Source organism: Polynucleobacter difficilis (genome assembly GCF_003065365.1).
In the GTDB taxonomy this organism is placed as follows: domain Bacteria; phylum Pseudomonadota; class Gammaproteobacteria; order Burkholderiales; family Burkholderiaceae; genus Polynucleobacter; species Polynucleobacter difficilis.
Genome location: NZ_CP023276.1, coordinates 623,544 through 646,775, shown reverse-complemented (window position 1 = coordinate 646,775; position 23,232 = coordinate 623,544). Strand labels below are relative to the sequence as shown.

Here is a 23,232-nt window from a genome sequence, read left to right as displayed (position 1 = left end):
TAGCCAAATGGAATTATTTGCCCTACCCCCTACCCCCGAGCCAAAACGGCGTCATTTTTTAGGCCTTGCATCGGCATTCGCAGGGGCCAGCGCCCTTGGATTAAGCGCCTGCACGACCGTTAGCCCTAAAAAACCGGTTGTTGGCTTGGTTCTGGGTGCCGGCGCCGCACGGGGCTTTGCTCACATTGGCGTGATTAAAGCCCTAGAGGCCCAAGGCATTTCACCCAATCTGGTGGTGGGGAGCAGTGCAGGCAGCGTGATCGCCTCGCTCTATGCCTCGGGCCTAAGCGGAAACGACCTCAATCGCATAGCCCTCACACTGGATGAAGCCACAATTGCCGACTGGGGGCTGCCGTTTGCCGGCCGGTTTGGTGGCCTCATTAAGGGAGACGCACTGCAGGCCATGATCAATCGGGAAGTGAAAAACCGAACCATTGAACAGATGCGTATGCCCTTGGGTGTTGTTGCAACTGATTTGCAATCCGGCAAAGGGGTGCTGTTTCGTAGTGGCAATACTGGTATCGCAGTGCGCGCCTCCTGCAGTATTCCGGGCGTATTTCAACCAACCACCATTCAGGGTCGCGAGTATGTCGACGGGGGTCTTGTTGCACCAGTACCGGTGCAATACGCGAAGCAAATGGGTGCCACGGTAATTATTGCAGTTTCGATTTCGAATGAGCCTGGCCAGCAAAATGCGAGCGGTACGCTAGGAGTGCTCCAGCAAACCATTAGCATCATGCAGCAAAGCATTAATAGCTTTGAACTGCAAAGCGCCGATATCGTAATTCAGCCAAAGCTCCATCAAATGGGCGGCGCTGACTTTAAGGCGAGAAGTGCTGCAATACTGGCTGGAGAGATTGCCACTCAAGAAAAAATGGCTCAGATAAAAGCGCTAATTAGCGCTTAAAACATCTGGGTTTGTTTTTTAAACTTCTTCATTTCGTTCATGAGGTTTTTCCGTTCCTGCTCGGAAAACTCATCGCTACCATCGAGGCGACGGGCGCCATCAAAACGCTTATCCCAATACACACTCGTCATGTCATCGACCCGAATGCTGGCGCCTTTGGATGGCGAGTGAATGAACTTGTTCTCACCAACATAAATTCCCACATGCGAGAAGGTCATGCGCATGGTGTTGAAGAACACTAAATCGCCAGGCTGTAAATCATCGCGGGTGATGGACTTCCCTACTTTGCTCATCTGGGACGATTTGCGAGGAATCAAAAAGCTCAGCTTGTCTTTAAAAACGTAGGCAACGAAACCACTACCATCGAGACCCGATTGCGGAATATCCATGTTCCAGCGATAGCGCACACCAATGAGTTCCATTGCCTGATTAATCAGACTCTCAGAACGACCCGATACCGAATCCACTAATTTATCTGCAGCACGAATGAAATACGCCTTACCTGCCTGTGTAAACGATTCGGTCGGCGCTTCTTTGGCCTGCTCATTTGCTCCCGCAGCGGTGCAAACCGCGAGCGAACACACCAGCGCGAATGATCGCGCAAGTCGGCGTACTGAAGTGGAGTGGCTAAAAGACATTGGCATAGCCGGAGTGTATCAAACTTTTTACAATCCTCCAAACCGGCTTACTTAGCTTAAGTCATTGTTTATATTAAATATTTAAGCTTAAAGTGGGGGTAAATTGCCTATTTTTTAAGCAGAATTGCACTGCCCTGGTGCGCTAAGCCATTTCTGCGGCAGTAAATAGCTGCTTGGTATAGGCCTGCTTGGGATGGGCGATTAAGGCCTCGGTCTCACCAAACTCGACTACCTTGCCCTCTTTTAAGACCATGATCTGGTGCGACATCGCCCGAATCACAGCCAAATCATGGCTGATCATGATGTAAGCCAGGTTGTACTTTTTCTGTAGCTCGGTCAGCAGCGCCAGAACCTGCTTCTGAATCGACACATCCAAAGCCGAGGTGGGCTCATCCAAAACCAAAATTTGGGGGCGCAATACGAGCGCGCGCGCAATCGCAATCCGTTGGCGCTGCCCTCCAGAAAATTCATGGGGGTAACGCTGCAAAGCCGATCGATCCAAACCAACCTCTTTGAGCATGTCGAGCACCCGACCCTCGCGTTCACTCGCGGATAGATTCGGAAAATGGACATCCAGTCCTTCAGACACAATTTGCAGGACAGTCATGCGCGGCGATAGCGATCCAAATGGATCCTGAAAAATCACCTGCAAGCTTGAGCGCAGATTGCGTCTGGCTGCAGAGTCCAGTAAATGCCAATCATTGCCGAGCACATTAACCGTACCGCCAACCTGGGCAGCAGAATCACCCAGCAAACCCAAAATCGCCATGCCTAAAGTCGTTTTGCCGGATCCAGATTCCCCAATGACCCCAATAGTCTGCCCTTGCCGTAATTCAAACTGCACTTTTTTAAGCACGGTATGGCGCGGTGGTTTTTTAAAAAAGGATAAAAGCTGCAACGGATTCCCTGATTTTGATCCGGGATAGGAAACGTGGAGATTGTCGGCGCTGAGTAACACCGGGGCTAGTGGCATTACGGGCAAGAGCGCACGTACTGGCTTGCTGTTCACCAAGGCTTCGGTATAGGTATTTTCGGGGTGCTCAAAGACCTGCGTAGTGGAGCCGCACTCCATCAAATTGCCTTGATTTAAAACTGCCACACGCTCTGCAAAATGGCGCACTAAATTCAGGTCGTGGGTAATCAGCAAAATGCTCATACCCTGATCACCCTTTGCCTCGGCTTGCAGCTCAATCAGAAGCTCCAAGATTTGCATCCGCAAACTAACATCCAAAGCAGTCGTTGGCTCATCGGCAATCAACAAACGGGGCTTACAGGCCAAGGCCATAGCAATCATGGCGCGCTGACGTTGTCCGCCGGACAGTTGGTGTGGATAGGAATAAAAACGGCGCTCGGGCTCAGGGATGCCGGTCTTACGCAAAAGTGCAATCGCCTTTTCCATGCACTCCGCTTTCGATGTGAGGGGCGCATGCACCAAGACTGCTTCAACAATTTGATTGCCAATCGTAAACAGCGGATTTAAAGCCGTCATCGGCTCCTGAAAAATCATGGCAATATCGCGCCCCCGAATTTCTCGGATAGCGGGCTCTGAGAGTGTAAGTAAGTCAGTCGATTGCGGCGAAGATTGCTGCTCTAATTGGGCTTGCTTTGCACTCACCGGAGTCCAAATTAATTGCCCTTGTATCTTTGCGCCCTCCGGTAAGAGGCGCAGCGGAGCCAAAGCGGAGAGCGTTTTTCCAGAACCCGATTCGCCAACCAAGGCAACGCGTTCGCCGACGCCAATATCCAGATTCAGGTTTTTGACTGCAAACTTTTCACGTCGCCCGGCTCCAAAGGAAATCGAGAGATTGTCGTAACGCAGCAAAGGAGTGACTAATGTTGACTGTTCGCTCATCAGCGCGCCCCCAATACTGCGCCACTCTTACGGGAATCAAATGCATCGCGCAAGGCTTCGCCCATGAAGGTGAGCAATAGCAAAGTAGAAACTAACACGACAAAAGTAGAAAGCGAGATCCACCATGCATCCAGATTGCCTTTTCCTTGGGCCAATAACTCGCCCAAACTCGGCGTACCTGGAGGGACGCCCAGGCCAAGAAAGTCCAGGCTGGTGAGGGATAGAATTGCCGCACTCATGCGAAATGGCAAAAAGGTGATCACGGGCGTTAAGCTATTAGGCAAGATATGGCGCCGCATGATTTGCATATTGGTTAAGCCCAAGGCACGCGCTGCTCGAACATATTCCAAAGCGCGATTACGGAAAAATTCAGCGCGGACGTAATCGGATAAACCCATCCAACTAAATGCGGCCAATAAAACCACCAAGAGCCAAATACTCGGGGTAAAAATCGACGCAAAAATAATCAGCAAGTAGAGTTCAGGCATCGCCGACCAAATCTCAATGGCGCGCTGGGTAACTAAATCGAACTTACCGCCAAAAAACCCCATCAGCGCGCCCGTTATAATGCCAACGGTCACGCCCACGATAGTCAAAGCAAGGCCAAATAAGATGGATAAACGAAAGCCATAAATTAAACGCGCCAATACATCGCGCCCACGATCGTCCGTGCCGAGCCAGTTATCCATGGAAGGCGCCGCCGGATTGGGTGACTTCGCAAAGTAGTTAAGGGTTTCAAAACTATAGGGAATCGGTGGATACACTGCCCAGTTCCCTTTACTTGTGATGCTGCGCCGAATATCCGGATCCAAGAAATCCGTCGGCGTCGCAAAGTCACCACCAAAAACGGTTTCTGGCTGACTCTGCAGAATAGGGAAATAAAACTGACCTTGATAGCGCACGACCAGTGGTTTGTCATTGGCGATGAGCTCTGCGCATACGCTCAGACCAAAGAGAATCAGAAAGATCCATAGACTGGTGTAGCCCAGGCGATTGGCTTTGAAGCGCTGCCACCGATTCATGAGCCGCCCCCAGCGCCAAACTGAATCCGCGGATCAACCAAGACATAACAAATATCCGAAATCAGTTTGGTAAAAAGGCCAATTAAGGTAAAGAGGTACAGGGTGCCAAAGACCACTGGATAGTCACGGCGCATTACCGACTCATACGCCAGTAAGCCCAAACCATCGAGTGTGAATAGGGTTTCAATCAGCAGTGAGCCGGTAAAAAAAGCGCCTACAAATGCAGCCGGAAAGCCCGTCACCAAGGGCAATAAGGCGTTACGGAAAACGTGCTTCCAGAGCACCTGTTTTTCACTTAAGCCTTTGGCTCGTGCCGTCAGCACATACTGCTTACGTATCTCTTCTAAAAAGGAGTTTTTAGTCAGCATCGTGATGACAGCAAAACTGCCGAGTACCGATGCCGTAATCGGTAGCACCAAATGCCAAAGGTAATCAAGGACCTTACCCATCATGGTTAGATCGTTCCAGTTGTCGGATGTCAGACCCCGTAATGGAAAGATTTGCAAAAAGCTACCGCCACCAAAAATAACCAAGAGCAACACACCCAGCACAAATCCCGGAATAGCATAGCCCACCAAGATCATGGTGCTGGTGACCGCATCAAAGCGACTACCCTCGCGCACTGCTTTGGCAATACCCAAGGGAATGGATATGAGGTAGCTAATAAAAAAGGTCCACAGACCAATACTGATCGAGACCGGTAGCTTGGATACGATGAGCTGCCAGACGCTTTGATGCTGGTAGTAGCTCTGCCCCAAATCAAATTGGGCAAAGCGTTTAAGCATTGCAAAGTAGCGCTCCAATGGGGGTTTATCAAAACCGTATAAGGCTTTTACTTCAGCCAAGCGTTCGGCATCGATCCCTTGGCGGCCACGGTAATTACTGCCGCCACCGGAAGACTCAGCCCCGCTCACAGCAGCATCGCCCTTGCCTTTGAGCTCGAGCATTAACTGCTCTACTGGACCGCCCGGAACAAACTGCACTACGGCAAACGTCAATGTGAGGACGCCAAGCAAGGTTGGAATCATCAGCAAAATGCGTTTAACAATATAGGAGAGCAGTTGACCGTTCATTGGGATTTGTCCGCCTTCCACCAGTTCAATAAAATCCACGATTCAGCGGTGTAATACAGCGGCGGCTCAGGGTAACGCATTTCGCTCTTAAAGGCCACGCGATGCGTTGGGTTGTACCACTGCGGAATCACATAGTAACTATTCCATAACACCCGATCGAGCGCGCGTGTAGCCGTTTGCAGTTGTGTGCGCGTCTCTGCGCGAACAATCGCATCGATCAAAGCATCAACTGCCGGTGAGCGAACGCCGATCACATTGTCTGATCCTTTTTCTTCAGCCGCTTTACTGCCAAAGCGATCGTAGAGCTCGTTGCCTGGACTTTGCGAATCCGGGAAACGAATCGTGGTCATATCAAAATCGTATTCATTCATGCGCTTTTGATGCAAAGCAAAGTCACTGGTACGCACATCTACCTTGATGCCTAATTTTTCTAAATTACGCACATACGATGAGATCACCCGCAAAAAGAAGGGGCCATCTTCAACCATCTCAAAGCGAAATGGTTCGCCTTTGGCATTGCGCAGAGCGCCATCGCGGTAAGTCCACCCGGCTTGCGCCAACAAGTCGCGCGCCTTGAGTAAATTTTGGCGCAAACTGCTTGGCTCTACAGTTGTAGGAGGCGGTGGCATTGGCATAAACACAGCATCGGGAACCGCTTGTGGGAACTGCGCTTTTAGTCTTTGCAGAAGCTTTAACTCATCGCCCTCGGGTTTTGCAGGTCCATCAAAATTAGCGCTGAGGTCGCTATTCATGAAGTAACTGCTAATACGGCCGTATTGATCGTAAAACAGTTGGCGATTGAGCCACTGAAAATCCAGCGCATAACCGAGCGCCTGACGCACGCGCTCATCCTGAAATAAGGGCCTGCGAATATTGACAGCAAAACCTTGCATGCCGGCACCATTGTGATTGATAAAGGCCTTCTTCAATAAGCTGCCATTATTGAATTTAGGCCCTACATAACTCTTGGCCCAATTTTTAGCGCGGTACTCCACCAAGGCATCAAACTCGCCGGCTTTAAATGCTTCTAAGCGCACTGCATCGTCGGCGTAGAGTTTGTAATGAATGCGGTCGAAGTTAAAAAAGCCAACCCGTACATTAACGGTTTTGCCATCGCGATCAGCCCAATAGTTGGGATTGCGTTTAAACACCATGGTCTTGCCAGCGCGATAGGACTCAATCACGTAGGGGCCACTGCCGATGGGATGTTCAAAGGCCAACTTATCAAATGGGGTTATCGTGCCATCGGGTTTCTTACCCCAGCTGCGCGAAAAGATCGGTAAGCCGCCAACCATCACCGGCAACTCGCTATTGGGCTCTTTAAAGTCAAAGCGAATCACGCGCTCCGATACCACGACCGCTTGCTTCACATCGGCATACACAGTCCGAAATTGCGGATTGGCTAATTTACTCATTAAGGTATCAAAGCTGTGCTTAACGTCTGCAGCCAAGATCGGACTATCGTCCGAAAAACGGGCCTCAGGCCGAATCCGAAACGTCACTGACCTTTTGTCTGCCGCAACTGCAATATCTTCTGCGATCAAGCCATATGCACTGGACACTTCATCAGCACTACCAACCGCCAAGGACTCAAACATCAACTGGGATACACCCGGCGCAGTCACGCCACGCAAGGTAAAGGGGTTGAACTTATCAAAACTGGTGCGGCGATCGGGATTGGGCAGGGTTAAAGTGCCGCCCCGGGGCGCATTGGGATTAACGTAATCAAAATGGGCAAAGCCATCGGGGTACTTGGGCTTGCCATATTGCGCTATGCCTTGGGCTGCGTCAGCCTTTCCCCCGAAGCCAATCACCCCTAATAACAGTAGGACCGCCATTCGACCGGAATAAGTCCGGGCAAAAGGCGTGAGTAAGGGGGGTAAGTGAACCATATGCAACAATTGTAGATAGCAAATCACATTTGAAGCAAAGGATCTCATCATGGGCTTTTTATCGGGCAAACGGATTTTAATCACCGGCCTCCTTTCTAACCGCTCCATTGCCTATGGCATTGCCAAGGCCTGCCACCGCGAAGGCGCTGAATTGGCCTTTACTTATGTAGGCGATCGCTTCAAGGAACGTACCGTCGAATTTGCCAATGAATTCAATTCCAAGCTGATTTTTGACTGCGATGTGGGCAGCGACGAGCAGATTGCGGCTCTATTTAGTGATTTAGCCAAAACCTGGCCCCAGTTTGATGGCTTTGTACACGCCATTGGCTTTGCACCGCGCGAAGCCATTGCGGGTGACTTTTTAGACGGCCTCAGTCGCGAAGGTTTCAAGATTGCCCACGATATCTCAGCCTATAGTTTTCCAGCCATGGCCAAAGCGGCCTTGCCGATGCTCAACGCGAATGGTGCACTGCTGACCTTGACCTATTTAGGCTCGATGCGCAATGTCCCCAACTACAACACCATGGGCTTAGCGAAGGCCTCCCTCGAAGCATCGGTACGCTACCTTGCTGGATCACTCGGTCCTAAAGGTATTCGGGTCAATGGTATTTCAGCGGGGCCGATTAAAACCTTGGCCGCCTCCGGCATTAAAGGCTTTGGCAAAATTTTGAGCGCCGTCGAGGCCACCGCGCCATTGCGCCGCAATGTCTCGATTGATGACGTTGGCAATGCTGCGTCCTTCTTGATGTCGGATCTTGCCAATGGCATTACCGCTGAAATCATTTACGTAGACAACGGCTTTAGCCAAGTCGTTGGCGGTATGGACGAGGCTTGAAGGTTCCGCTCACCGAGGCCCTGTGGTTTTGGGCAAAGCTAGGCTTCATTAGCTTTGGTGGGCCCGCGGGTCAAATTGCGGTTTTACATTCTGAGTTAGTTGAAAAGCGCCGTTGGATTTCCGAGCGGCGCTTTTTACATGCGCTGAACTATTGCATGTTGCTGCCTGGACCAGAGGCACAGCAATTAGTAACCTATATCGGCTGGTTAATGCATCGCAGTATTGGCGGCATTTTGGCTGGAGTCCTCTTCGTACTGCCTTCCTTGTTGATCCTCATTGGACTGGGTTGGGTCTATCTGACTTTTGGACAAACTCCTTGGATCGCGGCACTCTTTTTTGGCATCAAGCCGGCAGTGACTGCGATCGTATTGTGCGCCGCCCTCAAAATCGGTAGGCGCGCCATTACACACCGCGCCCTGTGGCTCATTACTGCACTCTCCTTTATCGCCATCTTTATTTTTAATGCGCCCTTCCCCATCATTGTGATCTGCGCTGCCCTGATTGGTGTTTGGGGCGGGAAAAAATACCCCGCCGTTTTTAGCCCGAAGGCGCACGCCGTCGATACCGTTAACGCACAAGAAAAAAGTAGCGCCATCATTGACGATGCGACACCAACGCCAGAGCATGCCATTTTTAGCGTGCAAAGCACGGTGAAGAAAGGTGTAGTGGGTGCGCTCTTGTGGACACTGCCGATCACGCTACTCATTCTCTTTTTTGGCTGGACAACTCTTTACCCTCAGCTTGCCTGGTTTTTCACCAAAGCCGCCTTACTGACCTTCGGCGGTGCATACGCAGTACTTCCCTATGTCTATCAGGGTGCAGTTGAACATTACCAGTGGGTCACTGCCAGTCAAATGATCGATGGCCTTGCTTTAGGAGAGGCGACGCCAGGACCGCTCATCATGGTGCTTGCCTTTGTTGCTTATATTGCCGGCCACGTACAAGAAACCCTTGGGCCCGATTTGGCTTTTTGGAGTGGCGCGGTAGCGGCGTGCATTGCCACCTGGTTTACTTTTTTACCGTCCTTTTTATTCATCCTGATTGGTGGGCCATTAATTGAGTCCACGCACGGCAAGTTAGGCTTTACAGCACCCCTGACCGCGATCACCGCTGCTGTGGTCGGTGTGATTGTGAACTTGGGTCTATTTTTTGCGTACCACGTGTTCTTTCCTGCAGGATTTGCTGGGTCGGTATCCATACCATCGGTATTCATTTGCGCAGCAGCAGTAATTGCCCTGATTCGCTTTCAGCTCGGCATCATGACGGTTCTAGCTGGCGCCGCATTAACTGGGCTTTTCTTGGGCTGGCTGGGGTAAAAGCGCATCACCACTGCATCGCCCATTGCATAATAGGGTGATGCGAATCGAAGATCAAACCATTAAACACCTGCAGGAGTGGATTGGTAAATCCGAATCCATCTCGGATGCAGTCACTGCTGCCCCAGTCAGAGCCCTCTCAGCCACATTGGATCGACCAGACCCAATGCCAACGATGGGGACTTTCTTGCCTGAACTATGGCACTGGCTTTATTTTTTACCCCATGCTCGTCAATCGGAAATCGGCCCCGACGGTCACCCCAAGCGCGGCGGTTTTTTACCGCCAGTACCGCTCCCCCGCCGCATGTGGGCTGGTGGTCGCCTCGAGTGGATTAAGCCGCTGGCAGTCGGCGATGCAATTGAGCGCACTTCTACCATCCAATCCGTTACCCATAAATCAGGGCGCACGGGCGACTTAATCTTCGTCTTAGTACGCCATGAAATTAGCAACGCCTCAGGCATTGCGCTCACGGAAGAGCATGACATTGTGTATCGCGATGCGCCTGCGCCTGACGACAAACCGGTTGCGCCAACTCCGGCGCCAACGGATGCCACTTGGACCAAGACCATTAATCCCGATGATGTCTTATTGTTCCGTTACTCCGCCCTCACCTTTAATGGCCATCGCATTCATTACGATCGGCGTTACGTCACCGAAGTGGAAGGCTATCCAGGCCTCATCGTCCATGGTCCGTTGATTGCCACGCTCTTAGTTGACTTAGTTCGCCAATCGATTCTAGGGGCTACCTTAAAACGCTTTGAGTTTCGTGCTATTCGGCCGACCTTTGATATCAACCCCTTCTCGGTTTCAGCGACGCCAGACCTAACGCTTGATCCCAGCGGCAAGACCATTCGCGTTTGGGCGCAGGATCACGAAGGGTGGTTAACCATGCAAGCAACTGCGGTGCTTAATTAAGATGAGCACGATTCATTACTCGAAGGTCTTAGCCGACTTTGCCGCAACACTCAAGCCAGCGGATATTCCCGAGGACGTGATGCGCCGCGGCGAAGACTTACTGGTCGATTGGTTTGGCTCGGCCGTCGCTGGTAAAGGCGCTACCCCAGTTGAAATCCTGACCCGGTTTGCCGAGCAAATGGGTCCAACCAGTGGACCTTCCGAAATCCTCGTTCACCGCAGTAGCAGTAGTCCTTATTTGGCGGCAATGTCCAATGCTGCAGCATCCCATGTGGTTGAGCAAGACGATTTGCACAATAGTTCGGTATTTCATCCGGCGACCGTCGTATTCTCCCCTGCACTGGCTTGTGCGCAAGCACTGGGTCGATCGGGAACCGAGTTTCTGACGGCGGCGATCGTAGGTTATGAAGTGGGCATTCGTGTGGGCGAGTTTTTAGGTCGCTCGCATTACAAAACATTTCATACGACGGGTACTGCGGGCTCCTTAGCATCTGCTACTGCAGTAGGTCACCTGTTAAAACTCAGTCCAGAGCAAATGCTGCATGCATTTGGTTCTGCCGGAACCCAATCTGCGGGCCTTTGGGAATTCTTGCGCGATGCTGCTGACTCAAAACAATTGCATACCGCGCATGCTGCCGGTACGGGATTGATGTCGGCCTATTTGGCGCAAGTAGGATTTACTGGAGCGCAGCACATTCTGGAAGGCAAACAAGGCTTGGCCGCTGGAATGTCGAGCGATGCTGATCCAAGCTATTTAGTCGATCGCCTCGGGACACGCTGGGCTAGTGCAGAAACGAGTTTTAAGTACCATGCCTCTTGCCGTCACACCCACCCTGCCGCCGATGCGCTGTTGCACACAATGCAATCGAATCATATTCAAGCGCAAGACATTGCTCGCGTTGTGACGCATGTCCACCAAGGGGCGATTGATGTCTTGGGTCCCGTTACCCATCCCACGACTGTGCACCAATCGAAGTTCTCGATGGGTACGGTACTGGCGGTCATTGCATACCACCGGTTTGCAGGCCTCCAAGAATTTGCCAATCACTTTAGCGATCCTGAAATCTGCGCTTTGCGCGATCGGGTCACGATGGAACTGGATCCTGAGATTGATGCGGCCTACCCTAAGCGCTGGATTGGAAAGGTAACCGTCATTTTGAAAGATGGTCGCCAATTGCAGGGTCGTGTAGATGAGCCCAAGGGTGACCCTGGTAATACGCTAACGCGCACTGAGATTACCGATAAGGCACTGCGCTTAGCGGCCTTCAGTGGTGGCGCTACGCCACTGGAGATGACTAGCGCCATCGATGCACTGTGGAGCATCCGCAATCAAACGAAGGTCGGTTTTTTACTGGGTCCACAAACATGAATGCCATGAACCCGATTGACAATCCCATTGGCTACGCCAGTACTTTTTTGTTTATTCCCGGCAATCGGCCTGAGCGGTTTGTAAAAGCCCTGAACAGCGGTGCCCACGCCATCATCATCGATCTGGAAGATGCGGTAGCGGAAGAGGACAAAGCGGCGGCGCGCTCTGCGATTCGGCAGGCATGGCCTGATTTTTCAGCTGAGCAACGCCAGCGCATCGTCATCCGCTCAAATGCGCCCGGCACGCGCTTTTACGGTGAAGACTTAATGTTGGCTGAAGAGCTGACGATCGCTTGCCTGCTCATTCCAAAAAGTGAATCGCATGACCAAATTAATGGCGCGGCAGAGGTCTTGCCGAGCACTGCCATCATCCCCATGATTGAAACCGCACGTGGGTTACAACAAATTGATGTGATCGCCAATGCCCAGCAAGTCATTCGCTTGGCACTCGGCAATATTGATTTGCAAGCCGACCTGGGCATGGTGTGCGATGCACAAGAAACAGAATTGCAAGTGGCACGCTTTCAGCTGGTCTTGGCCTCGCGCCTCGCTGAAATAGCCCCGCCAGTCGACGGCGTCACCACCGCAACCGACGATACCGACCGCATCACTGCAGATACCTTGCGGGGAAAGCGGCTCGGCTTTGGCGCAAAGCTCTGCATTCACCCGGCCCAAGTCCCTATCGTTTCTAAGGCATTTACACCCACCGAGGAGGAGTTGCGCTGGTCCAATCAAGTGATTGAGGCAGATAAAGCCGCAAAAGGTGGGGTTGCCAAGCTAAATGGTCGTATGATTGACCGTCCCGTTGTACTTTTGGCCAAACGTCTATTGGTGCTTGCTGGTAAACACTAATGCCCCGCTAGACGCCAAAAATGGCAAAATCACAGGGCTTTAAAAAACTGGAGACCGTAATGAAATTGAAGAGAACCGTATTAGCTGGATTTGCTGCCATCGTCAGCGCCAGTGCCTTAATTGCTAGCAATGCTGCTACCGCACAAACAAACTGGCCAAACAATAAGCCAATTTCGCTGATTGTTCCTTTTGCAGCGGGCGGCCCAACTGATACTGTGGCCCGCTTGATCGCTATTCCAATGGGCAAGTCCTTGGGCACCACCGTGGTGGTTGAGAATGCACCTGGCGCCGGCGGCACTGTTGCTTCTACTAAAGTAGCACGCGCCACACCAGACGGTTACACCATTTATCTGCACCACATGGGTATGGCTACGGCACAAGCCCTATACGACAAGTTGCCATACGATCCACTCGTTGATTTTGAATACATCGGTCAAGTGGTCGACGTACCAATGTTGATGCTCGCACGTAAGAATTTCCCACCTAATAACTTTAAAGAACTTGAGGCTTACATCAAAGCTAACGGCAATAAAGTAACAATGGCCAATGCTGGACCTGGCGCGGTATCGCAGTTGTGCGGCCTCTTGTTCCAGAGCCGTTTAGGTGTTCGCTTGACTAACGTTCCTTACAAAGGCACCGGCCCTGCATTGACCGACCTCATGGGCGGCCAAGTTGACTTATTGTGCGACCAAACCACCCAAACGATTGGCGTTGTTAAAGACAATCGCGTTAAGGTGTATGGCACCACCACACCAAAGCGTTTGTCTGCATTGCCTAACGTTCCTACTCTAGATCAAGAAGGCCTAAAGAACTTCGAAGTGAAGGTATGGCATGGTCTGTACACACCAAAGAATGTTCCACAGGCAATTCAAACCAAACTCAATACTGCCCTCAAAGCAGCCTTGAACGATCCAGATGTGAAGAAGCGTTTAGCTGACTCCAACATTGATATTGTTTCTATGGACAAAGTTAGTGCGAGTGGACTCAAGACCCACCTCGATAACGAGATCAACAAATGGGGTCCCGTGATTCGTAAAGCGAATATTCCAGACTAAGCATTTTTTTAGTCAGCGGATTTTCTCCGCGGAGTAAAAACAAAAAACCAGCGATGCGTCGCTGGTTTTTTTGTGCCCCTCAATACATGCTCTTACGTCCGTCGAATTACCCCTTACGAAAGAGGTATCCGGTTTGCGCCCTTGCGGCGCGCGCCCGCCATGCAGACCCAATCAGTGAACCAATCGCCCATAAGCCTAAGAATGGATCGAGGATGTAGTCCCATAGATTGGCAGATTCATGCCACCCTGCCGCCCAAGCCAAAATAGCCGTGGCCAAAATAATCGCAATGCGATTGGATCCGGCGAGCCATGCAATCAAGGCCGTAATAATCACGGCAGCCAATAAGGCAATGGAGTCATATCCCCAAGCATAGGGATCAAGCATGCTTACTCCCAAGGCAAGCGGATAAAAGGCAATCGCAACCAGCGCAATCCAAACCTTCATCGCTGCAGGCACGTGGGTTTCTTTTGGCGAAAAATAAGCCGTCCACAAGAGCAGCATCGAGGTAATGCTCAGCTCACCCGTAAAGCCGCGGACATAAGCAGCCAAGGGCAACTCCAGTGGTGTAAATAGAGTGAATAGCGGCCAGAACAAGAGGTTGGCCAGCACAAAGCAAACGAGCACTCGCAGGGCTACTATCCGCCCACTGCCATCCTCTTTAAAAAACAATCCCTGCGCAAGGCATGCCAATACGATTGCAGAACTGATTGCAATCTCCAGTAGCGCAACTATTTGCATCACCGAGTTCGGAACCATTAAGAGCTCCCTTTCTGGTGCTTTTTAATCTCAATCCAACGGGGGTCAAACTGAATATGCTTCATCTTTTTACGATCATAGGTATAGATGAGATGTATCTCCCCGTTCGCGCCAAGCAATAAAGAGGGGTAAGAAAATTCGCGATGGAGGCCGTTGATCAGCGTTTGGTCGCTCTCCAGTTCCGCAATCACACTCCAATTGCTGGTGCCGGCAGGTGCGATTGCCAAGACAAGACGATAGCGCGCCGACTCCAAGTCATTGAGTGCAATGAGGCGATCGCCATTAGTGAGTTGCAGACCGGCGATCGCGGCATTGGGATTGGCCAAATCCAAATCAGCGCCACTCACCCAAGATTGACCCGCATTTTCGGTTAGCGCACTGGCAATGCGAGGTGGACCTACCGACCTTGCCTGCCTAAAATAAGCAACGGCTTTTTCAGGCGCATCAATAAAGACGATGGGTTGCAATAAAGCGCGGCCCGAACTCATGCGGCGCTTATCAACCACCCGACCACCATCGATCCGAATGAGCTCTCCAAACTTACCCATCCACTCGTGATACACCGGCAAACCCAGCGTGCCGTCCACAAAATCAAATCCAGGGGCCTTAATCAAGGTACTTAAATTCAGTGCAGGTGAAGTGATGAGGCGCTGCGGACGCGACCAACTCACACCCTCATCGCTGGATTCCATCCAGCTAATCGAGCTGCCAGCCCAGCCGCCGACTGAAACCGTCACAAAGTACAGTTGCAATTTGCCTTGGCTTGAACGTACCGGCAATGGGTTGCCGAGTTTTTTAATGTAACGCGATAAGCCCTTTTCCGCGGTAACCCGATCAATTACAACTTCAGGACTGCTCCAGCTGCCGGCCTTGGTACCAAACACGGCTGTTTGAATCACAACATCTGTGGCACCCTCCCTCGAACCAGCAAACCAAAATGCACGTAGATTACCGTCATTCAAGAGGATTGCAGAGCCCGCATGCACCGACGGCGCTGCAGTCTCTGGAATAAATTGGGCGCGCGGCTCAGGAATGCTGACTTGCTTAACGAGTTGCGGCTTTTTTCCTGCCACTGGTACAGCAACTTCGGGCACTAGCAATTCGGATTCCAGGACTGCTGGCATTGCAAATGAAGTCCAGGGCGGCCGACTGTCTATCTGAATGTAACCAGCAACACCAGCCAAGGCCAGGATGCATAAACTCGCAATGCGCATCATCGGCAAGCATCCGGTGAGGCACTTGCTACAGCCGATGGGGAGTAAATAAGGTATTCGTTCACGAAAAGATATTGTCCCATCTCGCCGCGAATGATGGCCAAAATCTCCTCCTGACTATGGCGTGCGCGCATCTCCATGCGCTTACCTAAAACTTGGCAGTCATCGCAGAATACTGGTGCCACGCCTGGTGCTGCATAGGCCGTGAAATACGGGTACCGTTTTGCTAACTCAATCCCATTGGCGGCCTCGCTAGCTGGATAACCCTGCAAACGAGCACCCGGCAGTAAGAGTCGGTACTCCTCATCCTTGGCCCGGAAATCACAGGGCACAGCAACCAGCTTATCCTGCACGCGAGCAATCGCCTCTGCATCGTAACGGCCAATTTTCCCTTCGAGTGGGGCAAGGCCAGTATTTAAGGCCAAGTAGCAAATGAAGCAAGTGGTTAATGCCATGAGCTTTGTTGTATTGATCTGAACAAATCCCCATACCACTAGCGCTATACCCGAGCCAAGCAATAGCCAATGCCAAACCGAGTATTGCCAGAGCATTGGGCTTGCCCAATCTCCGCCCTCCAGATGAATGCTGACCCAAGCAAGCGCCAATAAGACAATAAGCTCTAGTACTAGAGCAAACCGAAATCCCCACAAGGGCAAGCGCTGCCAATGCAGGGCAAATAATGCAGCAAGGGCTGGCATGATTGGCAGTAGATAACGACCTGAGCGCTGACTCGGCAGGCTAAAGACAATCACAAAGGCAAGGACCAAAAGCCACAATAGGCGCTCTTCGATATCGGTAACAGTGCGTTCACGCCACGATTGCCAACCCAGCGATAGCAACACAAAAGTAAAGAGGCCAGCATTCGCAATAGTTGTCAGGAGTAACAGCCAAATACTGTCGCCGCCGCGAATGAAATCCAGAAAGTAGTTGCTAGTACGCGCGCCAAACTTTCCTGCGTTCTCACCCAAAACAAACTCACGCCAAATGGCTTCCGGGTTGGGATCCAGCGCAAACCACAAGCCAAAAATACCCAGCGACAGTAAACCAATCACGATGAGCTTATATAGATCGCGCTTTAGAACATCGATGAGACGCCACTCGCGCCAGCACCCGTACCAGAGCAGCATTGCAAAGCAGGCGGGCAGAACGTAGGCAAAAGATTTATACAAGAGTCCCAGGCCGATGCTGATTGCAGCCAGCAGTGGAAAGAGGATGCGCGAGTCAAATGCAGCGCGGCCCCAATATAGCAATGCAAAAAATGGCAGGCTCAAGAAAAAGACTTCGGGCGGATCAGTGAGGTAAGGCCGCCCATAGCGGTAGGTTGCAAAGAACGATAACCAAACGACAGCAGCCAGTAAGCCGGTCTGGGCGTTCCCAGAAAAGCGCCCCACCGCCAAAAACAGAAACAGTGCTGTTAAGCCGGTGTACAGAACACTGGGCCAACGCAGCTCCAGCAAGCCCCAGTTAGTAGCCCAGTCTGTGCTGGCAATCCCCTGCCAAAAGACCAGCGGCGGCTTGGTATTGCGCATGACTTCCATCTCGGATTGCAATGGCAGCCACTGCCCCAAGTCGGCCGTAATGCGGGCAATGTGCATGTAGACATATTCATCCCCATTTTTTGGGGCAAAGCGGCTATCGAGGGCAAAACAATAGGTCAGGATTGCCAAGGCCAGAGTCAAGAGAAGGAAACGGAAGTGGGTCTGGCTGCGCATCAGGCTATTTTATAAGGCTTAGGAAAATCCCCTATAAATTAGGGTAAACCTGCAGGCGCTTAGATTAATTAGTTGCAACAATATGACAAGAGAGTCTATAGCCGGTGTTTTATTTAACTGAATTAGCACTAAGATAGTGCTCTTGATAAAAATAGTAGTTGCATTAATTATTTAATAATGGAGAGCATTCAAATGCACATTACCCTACGCAAACTAAGCTTAGGACTGGCGGTCTTTTTAGGTTTATCGCAGGTCAGCCTTTTCGCTGCCGCGCAAAATGCTGACGCCACCAAGCTATACCACCGCAGCCTTGCAGCCACCTGCGCCAACTGCCACGGCACTGACGGCAAAGGCGTTCCTGAGGCAGGCATGCCGCTGATTAACAACCTCACCAGCGAGCAGATACTGACCACGATGAAGGCGTATAAATCCGGTGCACGCGAGGGCACCATCATGCATCAGTTGGCGAAGGGCTATACCGATGAACAACTGCAAATCATTGCCAACCAGCTTGGTAAGAAATAAGGAGATGGCTATGAATCGTCGACATTTTATGGGTCAAAGCGCTGCGGCCCTGGGTTTATTGACCGGCTTATCCGGCCCTGCCCGTGCAGCCAATTTACAAAAAGCCGAGATCCTCGTGATTGGTGGTGGTTACGGCGGTGCTACAGCAGCGAAGTACCTGCGCTTATTCTCCAATAACACCGCACGCGTCACCATCATCGAACCCAATCCAGAATTTATCTCCTGCCCAATGTCCAACCTGGTTATTGGCGGATCGCGCAAGTTATCCGAACTGACGGTTTCCTATGATGGCCTGAGCAAACGCCATGGCATTAAGATCGTCAAAGACAGCGTGATTAATATTGATGCCGCGAAGCAAACCGTACAGCTGGCTTCCGGCAAGACGATGCGCTTTGATAAAGTGGTCCTGTCCCCCGGAATTGGCTTGATGATGGATAGCGTTCAAGGTTTAGCGCAAGCGAATCAAGCTGGCGTTACTTTGCAGGCCTGGAAGGCGGGTCCCGAGACTGTGGCGCTACATAATCAAATCGCTGCGATGCGCGAAGGTGGTGTGTATGCCATTACCATCCCTGAGGCACCCTATCGCTGCCCTCCTGGCCCCTACGAGCGCGCTTGCCAGGTAGCCTCCTACTTGAAGGCCAACAACCCGAAAGGCAAGGTATTGATTTTGGACGCCAACCAAGATGTAACCTCCAAAGGCGGCCTCTTCAAGAAAGTATGGGCTGAGCAATACGCCGGCATGATCGAATACCGCCCTAAGCACAATGCAGTTGCGGTCGATGCGAAAACCAAAACTATCAAGTTTGATGTGCAAGATGATGTGAAAGCCGACGTCTTAAACATTCTTCCTGCCATGCGCGCAGGTGATGTCGCGGTTAAATCTGGTATCGCCAACTCCAATGGACGCTGGGCTAATGTGAACTACATTAACTTTGAGTCAACCGCTGCGAAGAATGTTCACGTGATTGGTGATGCGATTCAGGTTGCGCCCCTCATGCCAAAATCCGGCCACATGGCAAACCAGCATGCCAAAGTAACGGCTGCCGCAATTGTTGCTGAGCTCAGCGGCTGGGAAGTCAATCCAGCGCCAGTTCTCACCAATACCTGCTATAGCTTTGTGAATGCCAGGGAAGTGGTTCACGTCGCCAGCGTACACCAGTACAACGCTGCCGAGAAAACCTTCAGAACCGTTCCAGGCTCTGGCGGACTTTCCAGTGAACCAACCTCGCTCGAAGGCGTTTATGCCTGGGGCTGGGCTCGCAATATCTGGGCAGATAGCTTGGCGTAGTAGCGTTTTATCCGGCGTTACGCCGGACGTAAAAAAGGAGCTTATTCGTAAGCTCCTTTTTTTATTGCGCCTTACGCACCCTAAGATGAAATGGCATTACGCGCATTGCGCGCCCGGCGGCGTTTACTAATAACAAAAAACGCTGCAGCCACAATCGGCGCGGCAATGGCGGCAGTAATCTCAGGATAAATCGGCAAGCCTGCCTCTTTACCGCCTTTGGCCACGTAGAACAAGAGGCCAACCAAGTAATAGGTCAAGACCAGTACAGATAAGCTATCCACCGTCTCTTGCATACGCAATTGCAGCTTTGCTCGCTTATCCATACTGGCTAACAAAGCCTGTGTTTGCTCTTCATTGACGAACTCAATCCGCGTGCGCAAAGTTTGGGTTGTTCTCGATACGCGATCGGATAGCTCTTTGAGGCGGCGCTGGGTCCACAAGCAAGTGCCCATCGCTGGCTGAAAGCGCCGATCCATAAACTCCACCAAAGTCTGGATGCCGGGAATTGCCTCTTCATGTAGCTCGGCCAGATTTTTATTCACCAGCTGACTGTAGGCTTCTGCAGCCGTAAAGCGCAGACCAAACTCCGAGATCCATTGCTCTGTCTTCGATGCAAGCTGAGAGAGCTCAGCTAAAAATTCACCATTCTTTTTAAGTTGGATGCCGGTGTCCGTTTGCAGCAAGGCAATTTCTTTCGACATCTGTGCCAAATCGGACTCAGCGTTGCGTAGCGGCAAGGAAAGACCCTTGGCTACTGGGAAGGCCAGCATCGCTGCCATGCGGTAGGTTTCTACTTCTGTAATACGGCGCGCCACCCGGCCGGCTTGACGCGAGCCCAAGGTATTGTGCGGCACGTAATACGAGATAAATCCATCCTCATTTAAATTGAGGTCAGTCCAAAGCTGTGCCCGCCGGTTTGACATGATGTAGCTACCCAGGAGCGTATTGCCATTAAAAATGGCAGAGACCTCTTCTGCATCATTAAATAGGCTGCGGTCTTCAAAGGCAATATCAATCGCTGCAATGCGCTGACCACCGGCCGCCTCAATCGATGGGCAAGCCATTTTTTGCAATAGTGCATTAAGGTGATCCAGGATGGCATGGCGCGTTTGGATGAGCGGTTTATCTACTGGAGCGCTTTGCTGAACAATCGCAGCAATGGTTGCAAACTCCCCATGCAGCTCCCACTTAATGATGACACGCTCAGGTGCAGCAGATAACTCGATTGATCGGAAGAAGTGATCTTGGCTCGCGTTGCCCTTACTTTGAAAGGCCTTAGAAAGGCGCTCGATCCAATCGGTTTGCAACTGACGCGATTGTGCATCCAATAAGAATGCCTGCGACAAAATACGTTCTTTTGGCCACTGCGCTACGGGGGGCCTAGAATGCACTTCTTCGTGAAGCACCTGCCTTAAGGGGTGATCATAGGGTTTCATGTTGCTCACATCCCGTTCATGGTCGTATTGAATTCTCAAATGATACCGCTAAATTTTGGCCAAAAAGCAGTTCCAGACGGCAAAATAAGGTGCGCCTATAGAATAGAACTTCATTTTCCCTTATGGACCCGAAAAGCCGTATGTCGCTTGATCACTCCCTCAGCTCCGAACGGATAGTCCGGATTCATTTAGCCGCATGCTATCGCTTATGCGCACTCAATCAGTGGGATGATCTGATTTATACGCATATTTCGGCTGCAGTTCCGGGAGAGCCTGATCACTACCTGATCAATCCATTTGGTATGCAGTTTGACGAAATCACTGCCTCCAGCCTACTGAAAGTCAATGTGCAAGGGGAATTACTTCCTGGTCAATCTGGCATGGTGAACCCGACCGGCTTTGCTATTCATGGCGCCATCCACCGTGCACGCACCGATGCCCAATGCGTAATGCATTTACATAACACCGCAGGCATCGCCGTCTCCGCTCAGCGCGATGGACTTCTGCCTTTATCCCAACACGCCATGCGTTTTATGGGGCACCTTGGATACCACGACTATGAGGGCCTGGCCTTGACCGAATCCGAAGGCGTGCGTTTAGTTGCTAACCTGAGCAGTTACCCTGCCATGCTATTGCGAAACCATGGCACGCTCACGGTAGGTCGCACCATTGCTGAAGCATATGTCGTGATGGCCACTCTAATTAAAGCCTGCGAAATTCAAGTAGCGGCATTAAGCAGTCCGAATCTAATCACGCCCGAACCGAGAATTATTGAAAAAGCGGCAGCCGACCTGCATGCCTTGGGCGCAGAAGAAGGCACCCTTGAGTGGCCTGCCTTGCTGCGCAAGCTGGACCGAATCGATCCCAGTTATAAGCAGTAAGTTAAAGTAATTTTTACCTGAAAGGAAATACTATGCCCACGATTAATGTTCAGATCTTTGCGGGTCGTACTCACGAGCAAAAACGTCAGTTCGTTGAAGCGGTAACGCGCGTCACCTGCGAAACACTCAACTGTTCAGCCGAATCGGTTGACATCATCTTGACAGATGTCACCAAAGAGAATTGGGCTACTGGTGGCACGCTATGGAGCGACAAAAAGTAGCAATCTACAGCTGCACATCCGTCTTGGTAGTTGATGGAGTTGTCGCTGCAGCAAGATAAGGGCGTTCACCGCGAATCAGGCAATTGCGGACATAGTCCATACTGCTGCGTAAGCTGTAATAGTCGCTGGCCATTTTTTTTGGGACCTTGATTTTCAGCGCCTCTGCTTCCATTTGATTGATTTTACTAATGTAAGCATCGCATTGGCTAGCATCAAACCCAGCCGCCAGCTCTTGCTCAAACGTCCATAGGGCGCCATACATTCTATTAATCCGAGCTTGCACACGCTTATACCGATAATTCGGCATCGCAGACACAATTGGATAGGCAAATGCCAAAAATGGAACGATCAATATAAACATTCGATGAATAAATTCAGCAACCCAAAAAGGCAGATAGTTCATGATCGGTGGGACACCACTCTTTTCATAGCGAGTAGCGACGATGCTCTCAGGAAATGCAGAATGATTAAACATCGGAAATTCCCCGCGTTTCGCAAAGAAGGATTGCTTGCCATTAATGACCTCGGCAGCCTCTAGAAATAGGTACTGTAGTGCCGGATGCATTCGGTCATCGACCAATAGCTGTGTTGTGGTGGACAGCAATTGAATGGTCTGCGGCGGAAAGTCACGGACCAAACTAAAGCTTCCTGTGGGCACCGTTAGAATTTCAAGGTAGGGCAGTATGCGAGTGTAGGCTTCGGCGCGATTAAATCCCATTAAATTCAGCTTGGGATCCCTAAGTAACTTTTGGATGTTGGGCGACTCGAGTTGATCGGCTAAAAAAATCACATCGATCTCACCGAGTAACAAGGCCTCCACTCCGTCCGCCGATGACAATGTCAGGAATTGAGGAATATGCTGTTCTAAACCAGCTGCCTTCAGAATATTTAACGCTTGACTATGCGTTCCGCTGCCCACATCCCCAATCGAGGTTTTCATACTCAAGATCTTTTTTAAGCGATCACCCTGAAAATGAAAATTAGAGGCATCCAATGCGGGTCCGCGATAAAAGAACCAAATCGGCTCATAGGCAACGCTACCCAGCGATAAAATTCCGGCTATACCAGTGGGGTTATGAATCCCTGCCTGGACGAAGGCAGCCTGTACAGGATCTTTGCGATCACTTAGCCGCGCGATGTTTTCTTGAGCACCACGAGAAGGGACTAACTCTAGGGTGACGCCTTTTTTTGCAAAATAGTCGACGTATTTTTTTGCCAGCATCTGATAAGAGCCACCCTCGGTACCAGTCGCCATCACAATCCGCTTGGGCGGAGGGGGATCAGCTAGCCACCACACCAGCATTAATCCGACAAACAATAACAATAGCAATGGCCACGTTTCACGGAGAAACTGAACAAAATTACCCCACTTATCCTGCACAGCCTCACAGAATCCAAGCCAGGTATCTTTTACGTCCTCTTTTACGCTACCCATTCGAAACCAATGTGATTGTCATTAACAAGCTAATCAT

The 23,232-nt window shown here is 51.1% G+C and carries 21 protein-coding genes; 11 read left to right on the top strand and 10 right to left on the bottom strand.

Features of this window, described 5'->3' with window-relative positions; translation table 11 throughout:
* The first annotated feature begins 7 nt into the window (after nucleotides 1-7).
* Nucleotides 8-907 carry a patatin-like phospholipase family protein gene (locus tag AOC34_RS03340; protein WP_108468767.1) on the top strand — a complete coding sequence of 300 codons (900 nt, stop codon included), beginning with the start codon at nucleotides 8-10 and terminating at the stop codon, nucleotides 905-907.
* Here AOC34_RS03340 and AOC34_RS03335 read toward each other — a convergent pair.
* From AOC34_RS03335 to AOC34_RS03315, 5 genes are all read right to left on the bottom strand, one after another.
* The gene (locus tag AOC34_RS03335) at nucleotides 904-1,551 is read right to left on the bottom strand and encodes a C40 family peptidase (RefSeq protein ID WP_234408144.1); all 648 of its coding nucleotides are present in this window, start codon (nucleotides 1,549-1,551) and stop codon (nucleotides 904-906) included. The genes AOC34_RS03340 and AOC34_RS03335 overlap by 4 nt on opposite strands.
* 136 nt (nucleotides 1,552-1,687) lie before the next feature.
* Nucleotides 1,688-3,397: an ABC transporter ATP-binding protein gene (locus tag AOC34_RS03330; protein ID WP_108468765.1), complete on the bottom strand. Its 1,710-nt coding sequence runs from the start codon at nucleotides 3,395-3,397 to the stop codon at nucleotides 1,688-1,690.
* Nucleotides 3,397-4,419: an ABC transporter permease gene (locus tag AOC34_RS03325; RefSeq protein WP_108468764.1), complete on the bottom strand. Its 1,023-nt coding sequence runs from the start codon at nucleotides 4,417-4,419 to the stop codon at nucleotides 3,397-3,399. Before AOC34_RS03325 ends, AOC34_RS03330 begins: the two co-directional genes overlap by 1 nt.
* Nucleotides 4,416-5,480 (bottom strand): microcin C ABC transporter permease YejB, encoded by a 1,065-nt coding sequence (locus AOC34_RS03320; protein ID WP_199908339.1) that lies wholly within the window; start codon nucleotides 5,478-5,480, stop codon nucleotides 4,416-4,418. Before AOC34_RS03320 ends, AOC34_RS03325 begins: the two co-directional genes overlap by 4 nt.
* An 8-nt stretch (nucleotides 5,481-5,488) precedes the next feature.
* Nucleotides 5,489-7,330 carry an extracellular solute-binding protein gene (locus AOC34_RS03315; protein WP_108468762.1) on the bottom strand — a complete coding sequence of 614 codons (1,842 nt, stop codon included), beginning with the start codon at nucleotides 7,328-7,330 and terminating at the stop codon, nucleotides 5,489-5,491.
* Between the two features lie 103 nt (nucleotides 7,331-7,433).
* Between AOC34_RS03315 and fabI the strand changes: the two genes are divergently transcribed.
* From fabI to AOC34_RS03285, 6 genes are read left to right on the top strand one after another with little or no spacing between them, the layout of a single operon-like run.
* Nucleotides 7,434-8,219, top strand: a complete 786-nt coding sequence (gene fabI, locus AOC34_RS03310) for an enoyl-ACP reductase FabI (RefSeq protein ID WP_108468761.1) — start codon at nucleotides 7,434-7,436, stop codon at nucleotides 8,217-8,219.
* Nucleotides 8,216-9,535: a chromate efflux transporter gene (gene chrA / locus AOC34_RS03305; protein ID WP_108468760.1), complete on the top strand. Its 1,320-nt coding sequence runs from the start codon at nucleotides 8,216-8,218 to the stop codon at nucleotides 9,533-9,535. The genes fabI and chrA overlap by 4 nt, the downstream gene beginning before the upstream one ends.
* 40 nt (nucleotides 9,536-9,575) lie before the next feature.
* Nucleotides 9,576-10,451 carry an FAS1-like dehydratase domain-containing protein gene (locus AOC34_RS03300; RefSeq protein WP_108468759.1) on the top strand — a complete coding sequence of 292 codons (876 nt, stop codon included), beginning with the start codon at nucleotides 9,576-9,578 and terminating at the stop codon, nucleotides 10,449-10,451.
* A gap of 1 nt (nucleotide 10,452) precedes the next feature.
* A complete protein-coding gene (locus tag AOC34_RS03295) occupies nucleotides 10,453-11,820 on the top strand; it encodes an MmgE/PrpD family protein (protein ID WP_108468758.1) in 1,368 nt (455 codons plus the stop codon).
* Between the two features lie 5 nt (nucleotides 11,821-11,825).
* A complete protein-coding gene (locus tag AOC34_RS03290; RefSeq protein ID WP_108470023.1) occupies nucleotides 11,826-12,671 on the top strand; it encodes an HpcH/HpaI aldolase/citrate lyase family protein in 846 nt (281 codons plus the stop codon).
* A 59-nt stretch (nucleotides 12,672-12,730) separates the two neighbouring features.
* Nucleotides 12,731-13,726 (top strand): tripartite tricarboxylate transporter substrate-binding protein, encoded by a 996-nt coding sequence (locus tag AOC34_RS03285; protein ID WP_108470022.1) that lies wholly within the window; start codon nucleotides 12,731-12,733, stop codon nucleotides 13,724-13,726.
* 106 nt (nucleotides 13,727-13,832) lie between these two features.
* Here AOC34_RS03285 and AOC34_RS03280 read toward each other — a convergent pair whose 3' ends face one another.
* Genes AOC34_RS03280 through AOC34_RS03270 form a run of 3 tightly spaced genes read right to left on the bottom strand, consistent with a single transcriptional unit; the run spans nucleotide 13,833 to nucleotide 17,409 of the window.
* Nucleotides 13,833-14,483: a hypothetical protein gene (locus tag AOC34_RS03280; RefSeq protein WP_108468757.1), complete on the bottom strand. Its 651-nt coding sequence runs from the start codon at nucleotides 14,481-14,483 to the stop codon at nucleotides 13,833-13,835.
* Entirely contained in the window at nucleotides 14,483-15,700 is a 1,218-nt protein-coding gene (locus AOC34_RS03275) for a sialidase family protein (protein WP_108468756.1), read from the bottom strand. Before AOC34_RS03275 ends, AOC34_RS03280 begins: the two co-directional genes overlap by 1 nt.
* A complete protein-coding gene (locus AOC34_RS03270; protein WP_108468755.1) occupies nucleotides 15,697-17,409 on the bottom strand; it encodes an ArnT family glycosyltransferase in 1,713 nt (570 codons plus the stop codon). Before AOC34_RS03270 ends, AOC34_RS03275 begins: the two co-directional genes overlap by 4 nt.
* Before the next feature lie 192 nt (nucleotides 17,410-17,601).
* On the opposite strand from AOC34_RS03270, the gene AOC34_RS03265 reads away from it, so the two are divergent.
* Both AOC34_RS03265 and AOC34_RS03260 read left to right on the top strand, forming a co-directional pair.
* A complete protein-coding gene (locus tag AOC34_RS03265; RefSeq protein ID WP_108470021.1) occupies nucleotides 17,602-17,934 on the top strand; it encodes a c-type cytochrome in 333 nt (110 codons plus the stop codon).
* Between the two features lie 10 nt (nucleotides 17,935-17,944).
* The gene (locus tag AOC34_RS03260; protein WP_108470020.1) at nucleotides 17,945-19,222 is read left to right on the top strand and encodes an NAD(P)/FAD-dependent oxidoreductase; all 1,278 of its coding nucleotides are present in this window, start codon (nucleotides 17,945-17,947) and stop codon (nucleotides 19,220-19,222) included.
* A gap of 80 nt (nucleotides 19,223-19,302) precedes the next feature.
* Here AOC34_RS03260 and AOC34_RS03255 read toward each other — a convergent pair whose 3' ends face one another.
* The gene (locus AOC34_RS03255) at nucleotides 19,303-20,658 is read right to left on the bottom strand and encodes a DUF3422 domain-containing protein (RefSeq protein WP_108468754.1); all 1,356 of its coding nucleotides are present in this window, start codon (nucleotides 20,656-20,658) and stop codon (nucleotides 19,303-19,305) included.
* Between the two features lie 140 nt (nucleotides 20,659-20,798).
* Between AOC34_RS03255 and AOC34_RS03250 the strand changes: the two genes are divergently transcribed.
* Complete coding sequence (locus tag AOC34_RS03250; RefSeq protein WP_234408143.1) at nucleotides 20,799-21,539, top strand: class II aldolase/adducin family protein; 741 nt, start codon at nucleotides 20,799-20,801, stop codon at nucleotides 21,537-21,539.
* Between the two features lie 32 nt (nucleotides 21,540-21,571).
* Nucleotides 21,572-21,760, top strand: a complete 189-nt coding sequence (locus AOC34_RS03245) for a 4-oxalocrotonate tautomerase (protein WP_108468752.1) — start codon at nucleotides 21,572-21,574, stop codon at nucleotides 21,758-21,760.
* Nucleotides 21,761-21,764: 4 nt separating this feature from the next.
* On the opposite strand, the gene AOC34_RS03240 is transcribed toward AOC34_RS03245, so the two are convergent.
* Nucleotides 21,765-23,195 (bottom strand): TAXI family TRAP transporter solute-binding subunit, encoded by a 1,431-nt coding sequence (locus AOC34_RS03240; protein WP_108468751.1) that lies wholly within the window; start codon nucleotides 23,193-23,195, stop codon nucleotides 21,765-21,767.
* Nucleotides 23,196-23,232 lie beyond the last annotated feature (37 nt).